Source organism: Rothia sp. (in: high G+C Gram-positive bacteria), assembly GCF_015265375.1.
In the GTDB taxonomy this organism is placed as follows: domain Bacteria; phylum Actinomycetota; class Actinomycetes; order Actinomycetales; family Micrococcaceae; genus Rothia.
Genome location: NZ_JABZXW010000022.1, coordinates 23,066 through 31,837 on the forward strand (window position 1 = coordinate 23,066; position 8,772 = coordinate 31,837).

General features: G+C 60.1%; 3 protein-coding genes. 2 read left to right on the top strand and 1 reads right to left on the bottom strand.

Annotated elements, in window-relative coordinates; translation table 11 throughout:
* Positions 1 to 459: 459 nt before the first annotated feature.
* Positions 460 to 2,826, bottom strand: coding sequence for a fibrinogen-like YCDxxxxGGGW domain-containing protein (locus HXO69_RS04445; protein ID WP_296545549.1), 2,367 nt, complete (start codon positions 2,824 to 2,826; stop codon positions 460 to 462).
* Between the two features lie 566 nt (positions 2,827 to 3,392).
* Between HXO69_RS04445 and mfd the strand changes: the two genes are divergently transcribed.
* Complete coding sequence (mfd, locus tag HXO69_RS04450; protein WP_296545551.1) at positions 3,393 to 7,139, top strand: transcription-repair coupling factor; 3,747 nt, start codon at positions 3,393 to 3,395, stop codon at positions 7,137 to 7,139.
* A gap of 140 nt (positions 7,140 to 7,279) precedes the next feature.
* Positions 7,280 to 8,698 carry an NAD(P)H-quinone dehydrogenase gene (locus HXO69_RS04455; RefSeq protein ID WP_296545553.1) on the top strand — a complete coding sequence of 473 codons (1,419 nt, stop codon included), beginning with the start codon at positions 7,280 to 7,282 and terminating at the stop codon, positions 8,696 to 8,698.
* The last annotated feature ends 74 nt before the right edge of the window (positions 8,699 to 8,772 follow it).

Here is an 8,772-nt window from a genome sequence, read left to right on the forward strand (position 1 = left end):
ACAAGGCACAGCATAGTGACCATGCATCGGGGAAAGAAGAAGCGGTATGAACTGCACTAACAGCGAGTCTGCTGCCGGAATCAGTGAGTGTAGTTATCGGAAATTGAATGAATACGCCCCACAACCTCTAGGCACGAAGCCAACAATGGCAACGCACCCATAAGAAGCGGAACGCTAAAAATCTGTGAAACCTCCCCTGCCGTACCAACAGCGAAGAAACACCACAGACAAAGATTCAGCCCATCATCGAAAAGGACGGAAGCAACCTATCCGACGCAATGAATCCCAACCCATCATAGCCGCCACAGGGGCGAAGAGATAGCAAACTGGGAAATCCGGACCAAACCAAAACTATAGGGGACATACACCCCGGGTGTACCGCCGCCTGCCCCGAACCCTGCAAACCCTGCAGAACCCGGAACAGGCGGCGGCTCAAAGAAAATAGATCAGCAACCTGACCTAAGCCTGAGCAGCTCCCGTAGAAGCCGAGAAATTCTCAGACGCATCGATGGAACGCACGTAGTAGCGAGCGCCATCGGTGTGCTCAGCCTCGTAGCTGGTACCCGAGACCGTAGCAATCACACGGTCATCACGCAGCACCTGGTAACGGGTGCCCGCCTCGCGAACGCCAGACCAGGACAGCTTATCGGTCGAGCCATCACGCTGAACCGACAGGTTCGACGGGGTCGACGGGGGAGTGACATCGCGAGGTGCAAAGCGAGCAAAACCGACAGTGCGCTGCTCACCATTAGCACCCAGTGAACGGTTGATGTCGCCACCAACCCACAGGTTGCCGCGAGAATCCACGAAGGACTCCCAGACACCGTAGCCGCTAGCGCCCTTCAGAACCGGGCTGAACTCGCCCACAACCTCGCCGCTGTCCTTATCAAACGCCGCGACCAGGCGCATGCGGTGAACCGCCTTCGATTCCTTCCAGTAGGTGTGGTAACCGGTAGAACCCTCAAAGAGGACGTCACCGCAGTGGCACGCGCCGTAAATGGTGTTACCGCTCAGGTGCAGATCCTGCCAGTCGCCACCATACTTAGAAATCGCAGTGGAAATACGGCCGTAACCGTTCTTCGAGTAGTTAGCAATCAGGTGGTCAGCACCGGCAGTCCACACGGTCGAGCCAGCATCCTGAACATCGAACTGGAACGCGTACACAATACGGTCAGTAATGTTCAGCTTCAGCGACGGCTCCCACTCCCACCTAATGTTCGAAGCATCCGAGCCGTTCAGAGCAGCCAGGCGGAAAGCACGCTGGTTATTCAGCTCAGTGAAGTAACCCGCAGCGTGAACAGTGGAATTATCGGAGGCAGCAGTAATGCCGTTGACCGTACCGTTGAAGTTCGGGCGCCAGTTCCAGTCCACCGCACCGTTCGAAAGCTTAATACGAGCGGCACCACGCGAGTAAGCGTACGCCTTAGACGTATTGCCCTTCACATGGGTGAAGTTACCGCCAATGTACAGGTAACCGTCCTGAACCAGCAGGGTCTTCACCTGAACTGCATCGCCATTACGGCGCTGAATCTGAAGATCCCACGTGCGGTCGATCTGGCCGGTGGTTGCGTCCAGAATGACGAAGTGGTTGACCTTCTCGCCGTTAACCTCGGTGAACTCGCCACCAACTGCCAGGCGGTTATTCGGCAGAGCCTCAAGAGCCTTAATCTGACCGTTGAAAGTCGGACGGAAAGAGCGAACCAGTTCGCCCGAATCCACGTTATAGCCCGCCAGGTACGACTGGTCCACGCGCTCGCCACCAGCCGACTCCACATACTTGAAGTCGCCACCGGTGAAGACGGTGTCGCCCACCTGAGTAATAGCCTGAACGTAGGTGTTCATCTCGTTCTTCTTGCCGGTGCCAGTCTGCTCACTGGTGCGCCAACGAACGGGCATCGTGTAGCTATTCGGCAGAGCACGACGGTTGCTAGCGGCAGAGCCAGAACCAATCTGCGAGAAGTTCAAGTCACGCTGAGTCAGCTTCGGACGCAGGAACACCTGAGTAAAGGGGATGGAGTAACCAGCGGAACCACGCTTCTGGTAAATGTATGAATCCGGATTCTCATTACCGAAGTTCACCAGCGCACCGTACGCAAAACCAATCTGGTAGCCCTGGTTCGGGTTCGCGAAGAAACGAACAGAACTGGTGGTAATACCCGGAGCCATCTCCGAAGCATGACGACCCATATGAGCGGTGCGGTTAATACCGGCACCGGTGAACTTCACGGTGCCCCAACGCTGACCGTAGCTCATCGCCCAGGTCCACTGCTCAGTCTGAGGACGCTGAACATAAACGTTCTGCCACTGGGTGCCCCTTGCATTGTGGGCACGGTGCAGGCGCATGCCGTCGGGAAGGTCCTGAGGCTTAATGCCGTTCAGCAGGGCATCGACAGTGTTTGCGGGAAGCTGGACGGGAGTAAAAGCGGAGGGACCCGTGGGGTTCTGATGCAGCTGGTTCGGGTCGCCGGTGCCGTTGTAAGACTCGGTCCAACCCTCACGACCGCGACCAATCATGACCCAGCCGCCGCCATCAGTTTCCTGATCGCAGTAGAACTGCGCCGGGCCGCTCATCTGCGGGGTGTACAGCCAATAAGTGCCAGAGGAGGCAGAAGGATTAACCTGCTTGACCTCGTAGCAGGAAGCAGCCGCCTTATCGCTGCTGGAACCGTCATGGGTTCCAGTCGCAGCCGAGGCGGGAGTAGTAGGAGTAAGAGGTGCCGCAGTGAAAGCGGTGCCAAAAGCGAGTGCGAAAGCACCCCACTTTTTAGCAGACCATGAATGGGCATGGCGCTTTTCAGCGGGTTTGTTCGTGTATGTGGTTGTCATATGCGTCTTTCTGATGCGACGTTCCGGAAGAAACATCGAAAGATACGGTGAATTTAGCGCACTAGAAAAACCGCAGTAAATACTGAAAACCTGAGGTTGGTTGGAAGAGGTAAACAGAATCCGGAAGGGGATATACTGTCTGGTTTTGCTCTAAGTGTTAATGATTAGGGTACAGGATTAAGCTGTGAAAATAATGGTGCACAAAGTGCAAAGATGCCCATGAGTGTGTGATTTGCACCCCATGCGATGAACGTTGTGACACAGGAACGGACACGGAAGAAAACCATACTCAAATATCACCCACGAAAGCGACAACCGAGTGCAAAAAGGAATATATTCCATCACAGAGAGTACAAGAGAAAAATGCCAGAAAAGCGGACAAGTCCTACAATGGAAAAGCCGCAAAAAACACCCCAAAACGCACAAAAAGCACCGTGAAATAAAGGCAAAACCACTCGGGTACCCAACCTCACGCAGGTATGTACCCAACACGGCACACATTACTGGCATACTCGCCAAAACCGGCAAACCCGCCAATCCCGAGGACCGCAGATTCAGGAGAACCCGTGAGCACCACCCGAAAAGCTACCGCACAGCCCCTCGAGGCACCCCTGCAGCCCCTCCTGAACACCCTCAACCAACTCAGCAACTGGGCGGCAATCCGCACCGCCGCCTCCGCACAGCCCGCTGAACGTAGCGCACGCACCCTCATCGGCGCCGTCGCCGGAACCCACGCCGCACTCATCGCAGACATCTCCACCGCAGTACGCGGCGCCACCGGTGAAGCGCTCAGCCTCATCATCGCCCCCACCGACCGCCAGGCAGAAGACCTCGCCGCAGCGCTGCGCTCCTACCTGCCTGCCGCCGACATCGCGCTCTTCCCTGCTTGGGAAACCCTTCCGCACGAACGCCTCTCACCGCGCTCCGACACCGTCGGCCGCCGCCTGCAGGTGCTACGCGCCATCACTGGGGAAGCATCCAAACGCCCCCAGGTTGTCATCGCACCCGTGCGCGCCGTCATCCAGCCCATCGTCACCGGCATCGAAAAGCTCGAACCCGTGCACCTGGTCCGCGGTGAAGAATACCCCTTTAAAGACGTAGTACGAGGCCTCAACGATGCCGCCTACTCCCGCGTAGACCTCGTCGCCAAGCGCGGCGAGTACGCGGTGCGCGGCGGCATCATCGACGTCTTCCCGCCCACCGCAACCACCCCCGTACGCCTCGAATTCTTCGGCGACGAACTCGACGAAATGCGCCACTTCTCCGTCGCCGACCAGCGCACCCTCAGCGGTGGAGAAGAACTCACCGAACTCACGCTGCTGCCCTGCCGCGAACTGCTCATCACCCCCGAGGTGATGAGCCGCGCCGCACGCCTGAAGGCAGACTATCCTGCCGCTGCGTCCATGCTTGAGAAGATTGCGGGCGGAATCTACGTCGAAGGCATGGAATCGCTAACCCCGCTACTCATCGAATCCATGACCACCCTCACCGCGCTGCTGCCGGCAGGGTCCATGATCATCAACGTCGAACCCGAACGCGTGCGCGCCCGCGCTGAAGACCTCGTCGCCACTAACGAAGAATTCCTCGCCGCCGCCTGGGATACCTCCGCAGAAGCCGATGCTGTAGCACCCATCGACCTGGGCCAGCTGCGCATGAGCGACAGCGGATTCCGAACTATTGACCAAACCACCGCACAGGCGCTCGAAGCCAAGCTCAGCTGGTGGGAAATCACCGAATTCGTCACCGACGCAGACCTGCTCGAAGACGCCGCCGGAGCAATCCAGAGCCAGAGCATCGCCGACGCTATCGAAGACGGAATCGACACCTACACCGTCAATGCCGCCCCCGCAACTGCATTTAACGGCTCCGTCGAACGCATGCTCAGTCAGGTTGGCGATCTCATCCAGAAACAGTGGACCGTCCTTGCCCTCACCAACGGCCGCGGCTCCACCGACCGACTTATCGACCTCTTCCACTCCGGGGAAGGGGCGCTCGCCGTACCCGCAGCCCGCCGCACCAGCCTCGAGGCCGACCCCGCAGGCGACCTCGAGCACGGCATCGTTGAGGTGTGCGAGGCGCCCGCCTCCGCAGGCTTCCTGATTGAGGAGGCGAAGCTCGCCGTCTTCACCGAAGCCGAACTGCTCGGACGCCGCGGCACCTACGCCCCCCGAGGCGCCGCCGGACAGAAATTCAAGACGCGCCGTCGCCGCAACGCCGTCGATCCGCTCGCCCTGAACCCCGGCGACTACGTGGTGCACGAACGCCACGGCATCGGTCGCTTTGTCGAGATGACCTCCCGCCCGGTGGCGGGTGCCTCCCCGGTCAACGGCGTGCAGCCCATGAAGGAATACCTGGTCATCGAGTACGCCCCCGCCAAGCGCGGTGGCGCGCCCGACCGCCTCTTCGTGCCCTCCGACCAGCTGGATTTGATTTCCAACTATGTGGGTGGCGAGAATCCGAGCCTGTCCAAGATGGGCGGCAGCGACTGGGCGAAGACCAAGTCCCGCGCTCGCAAGGCAGTCAAGGAAATCGCGGCGGACCTGGTGAAACTCTACTCGGCGCGCCAGGCCTCGCGTGGTCACGCTTTCGCCCCCGACACCCCCTGGCAGCGTGAGCTGGAAGAGTCCTTCCCCTACAACGAGACCCCCGACCAGCTCACCGCCATCCACGAGGTGAAGGAGGACATGGAGAAGGAAATCCCCATGGACCGCCTCATCTCCGGCGACGTGGGCTTCGGTAAAACCGAGGTCGCCGTGCGTGCCGCGTTCAAGGCTGTGCAGGACGGTAAGCAGGTTGCCGTGCTCGTACCCACGACTCTGCTGGCTCAGCAGCACTACGAGACGTTCAGCGAGCGTTTCTCGGGCTTCCCCGTGAAGATTCGCGTGCTCTCCCGCTTCCAGAAGGCGAAGGAAACCCGCCAGATTACCGAAGAGATCGCATCCGGCGCGGTGGACGTGGTGATCGGTACGCACCGCATCCTCTCGGACAGCGTGGTGTTCAAGGACCTGGGCCTGGTCATCATTGACGAGGAGCAACGCTTTGGCGTGGAGCATAAGGAAAAGCTCAAGCAGATGCGCACCAATGTGGATGTGCTCGCCATGAGCGCGACCCCGATTCCGCGCACCCTGGAGATGTCGCTGACCGGTATTCGTGAGACCTCCACCCTGGCGACCGCCCCGGAGGAACGCCACCCCGTACTGACCTTCGTTGGCCCGCGCACCGACAGCCAGATTACGGCCGCGATTCGCCGCGAGCTCATGCGTGAAGGACAGGTGTTCTTCGTGCACAACCGCGTGGCTGACATCGACGATGTTGCCGCAGAAATCGGCAAGCTCGTGCCGGAGGCGCGCATCGCCACCGCCCACGGCCGCATGAGTGAGTCGCGCCTGGAGCAGATTATTGTGGACTTCTGGGAGCGCCGCTTTGACGTGCTGGTGTGCACCACCATCGTGGAGACCGGCCTGGACATTTCGAACGCGAACACGCTCATCGTGGACCACGCCCAGAACTACGGCCTGAGCCAGCTGCACCAGCTGCGTGGACGTGTGGGTCGTGGTCGCGAGCGCGCCTACGCGTACTTCCTGTACCCGATGGATAAGACCCTCGGCGAGATTGCGCATGAGCGTCTGAAGGCTGTAGCGACCCACAACGAGCTCGGCGCGGGCCTGCAGCTGGCCATGAAGGACCTGGAGATTCGCGGCGCGGGTAACCTGCTCGGCGGCGAACAGTCCGGTCACATCGCGGGTGTGGGTTTTGACCTGTACCTGCGCCTGGTGGGCGAGGCCGTGGCGAACTACCGCGGCGAGAAGGAAGAACGCGAGGTCGAGACGAAGATTGACCTGCCCGTCAACGCGCATATTCCGCACACCTATATCGACTCGGAGCGTCTGCGCCTGCAGGCGTACCGTCAGATTGCCGCCGCCGACACTGAAGAGAAGATTGCGGAGGCTCGCGAGGAGCTGGTCGACCGTTACGGCGAGCTGCCGGAGGCGGTAGAGAACCTGCTTGCCGTGGCGACGGTGCGTATGCACGCCCGTGCCGCCGGTATCCATGAGCTGGTGGTTCTGGGCCCGAAGGTTCGCGTGGTGACCGCTACGCCGTTGCTGGAGTCCCGTCAGATGCGTCTGAAGCGCGTGTACCCGGGGTCCACCCACGCCCAGCCGAAGGGTATGGACACTTGGCTGACGCTGGTTCCGCGCCCGAAGACCATGCCGGTCGGCGGTAAGGATCTGGTGGACGGCGCGATGCTGCAGTGGGCTGAGAAGTTCATTAACTCGATTTATGCGGAGAAGCCCCAGGCACTCGAGGACTAGAGACTAGAAGAATAGGGGAGCGCCCGGTCATACCGGGCTACCGCGTCAGAAAATGCTCGCCGTGCAGATTGCCACAATATGGCACATCTGCACGGCGAGTGCGTTTGCCCCGTAGGGGCGGCATAGCTCACAATTAAGGCATGACTTCAACGGTGAACTATGCATCTCAGCGAATTGTAATTATTGGTGGCGGCCCCGGCGGCTACGAGGCGGCGATGGTGGCTGCCGCATCCAACGCGGACGTGACTCTGATCGAGCGTAATGCCATTGGTGGCTCCGCCGTTCTGACTGACGTTGTGCCCTCTAAGACCCTGATCGCTACCGCCGATATGATGACCCGCTTCTCCGAGGCAGGTAGCCTGGGCATCGAAAACACGAAGGGTAAGGCGCCGCAGCTTCGAGTTGATATGGACCGCGTGAACCGCCGAGTCCGCGACCTGGCTCAGCAGCAGTCTGCCGATATTAAGCGCGCCCTGGCTTCTGCGGGCGTGAAGATTATTCACGGTACCGGCAAGCTTCTGGACCGCCACACCGTCCAGGTAACTGACGAGGCGGGTCTGGTTTACCCCCTGCAGGCGGACTTTGTGTTGCTGTCTGTGGGTACGCATCCGCGTGAAATGGCGACCGGCATGCCTGATGGTGAGCGCATCCTGACCTGGACTCAGCTGTACAACCTCTGCGAGGTTCCCGAGGAGCTGATTGTGATTGGTTCGGGTGTGACGGGTGCGGAGTTCGCGTCGGCGTATAACGGTCTGGGTTCGAAGGTGACTCTGGTGTCTTCGCGTGACCGTGTGCTTCCCGGTGAGGACGAGGATGCAGCCCGCGTGCTGGAGGACGTGTTTGAGCGTCGCGGCGTGCGAGTGATGCCGCGCTCGCGTGCTTCGGCTGTTGAGTGCACCGAGGACGGTTCCGGTGTCATCGTGACCCTGTCGGATGGTCGTAAGGTGTCCGGCACTCACTGCCTGGTGGCTATTGGTTCGATTCCGAACACTGAAGATTTGGGTCTGGAAGCAGCCGGCGTGGAGCAGACCCCGAGCGGTCACATTAAGGTGGACGGTGTGTCCCGCACGAGCGTGAACAGCATTTACGCTGCCGGCGACTGCACGGGTGTTTACCCGCTGGCTTCCGTGGCTGCGATGCAGGGTCGTATCGCTATGGCGCACATTCTCGGTGATGCCGTGCGTCCGTTGCGTACCGATAAGGTTGCGGCAAACATCTTCACCTCCCCGGAGATTGCGACCGTGGGTGTGAGCGAGAAGGACCTTGCTGAGGGCGCTTACCGTGGTGACGCGGTGACCCTGCAGCTGAGCACTAACCCGCGTGCGAAGATGATGGCGATGCGCGACGGCTTCGTGAAGATTTTTGCTCGCCGCCACTCCGGCACTGTCATTGGCGGTGTGGTGGTTGGTCAGCGTGCTTCCGAGCTGATTTACCCCATTGCTCTGGCGGTGGAGAAGAAGCTCGCGGTGGATGACCTGGCGGATACCTTCACGGTCTATCCCTCGCTCTCCGGCTCTATTGCTGAGGCTGCACGTAAGCTGCACACTCGCGGCCTGTAGCCTGCGCATAGATACCCTGGGCTTGTAGAGAGCCGGTATCTCTGAAACGTACAAAAGCGGTGGGGGTCGCCCCC